Source organism: Streptomyces sp. DH12, from assembly GCF_020873895.1.
In the GTDB taxonomy this organism is placed as follows: Bacteria; Actinomycetota; Actinomycetes; order Streptomycetales; family Streptomycetaceae; genus Streptomyces.
Genome location: NZ_JAHWGT010000155.1, coordinates 1 through 888, shown reverse-complemented (window position 1 = coordinate 888; position 888 = coordinate 1). Strand labels below are relative to the sequence as shown.

General features: G+C 71.6%; 1 protein-coding gene and 1 pseudogene. Both read left to right on the top strand.

Features of this window, described 5'->3' with window-relative positions; translation table 11 throughout:
- Positions 1–646 (top strand): annotated as a pseudogene (locus LPA54_RS33180) (MoxR family ATPase); the annotation flags it as partial.
- 28 nt (positions 647–674) lie between these two features.
- A partial coding sequence (locus LPA54_RS33175; protein ID WP_228984448.1) for a hypothetical protein occupies positions 675–888 on the top strand: 214 nt, incomplete at its 3' end.

The following is an 888-nucleotide window of genomic DNA, read 5'->3' as shown; positions in this document are numbered from 1 at the left end:
CTCCGAAGGCGGCCTTCGGTGGTCCCGCGCGGACCACGTCGCGCCGCCGAGTGCCGCGTCCATCTCCCGCTTCCTGCGGCTCGGACCGCTGGGAACGGCCCTGCTGCCGCAGGACCGGCCCAGGGTGCTGCTGGTGGACGAGATCGACAAGAGCGACATCGACCTGCCCGGCGACCTGCTCACCGTCTTCGAGGACGGTGGCTTCACCATCCCCGAACTCGCCCGCATGGCGGGCGAGGAGCCCACAATGGAGATCGCGACCGACGATGCCGAGGGCGAGCGGGTCACGATCGAAAGGGGTCGGGTCCAGTGCCGACACTTCCCCGTCGTCGTCCTGACCAGCAACGGTGAACGGGACTTCCCGCCAGCCTTCCTGCGCCGCTGTGTCCGCCTCCATCTGCAGGCGCCGGACGCGGAGAAGCTGGCCCGCATCATCCGTGGCCGGCTCGGCGTGGACATCGCCGAGCACGACGAGTACCGGCAGCTCGTCCGGACCTTCATCGACCGCAGCGCGGACGGCGACCTGGCCACCGACCAGCTCCTCAACGCGATCCAGCTCAGGCTCAGCAGGGCGTGGACCGGCGAGGAGGACCGCGAACGTTTCCTCGCCACCGTGATGCACCACCTCACCGGGCCGTCGGCATGAGCTCCGTCCGCACTCCCCGGGCCGCCCGGTGATCGAGGAACTGCTCGCCGCCTTCGCCGACGGCGGTCCGGACGCAGGACCGGACGAGATCGCGGACATCCTGTGGCTGGCCGCCCGGGTGGACGCCGCGCACGGCGGCCGAGAACAACTGGTCGGCTGGCTGCGTCGACGTCGTCGGTGTGCCGTGCTGCGTACCCTCCCGCCGTGCCGCCGCGTCGTGGCCGTGGGTCGCCGGGCCGTGC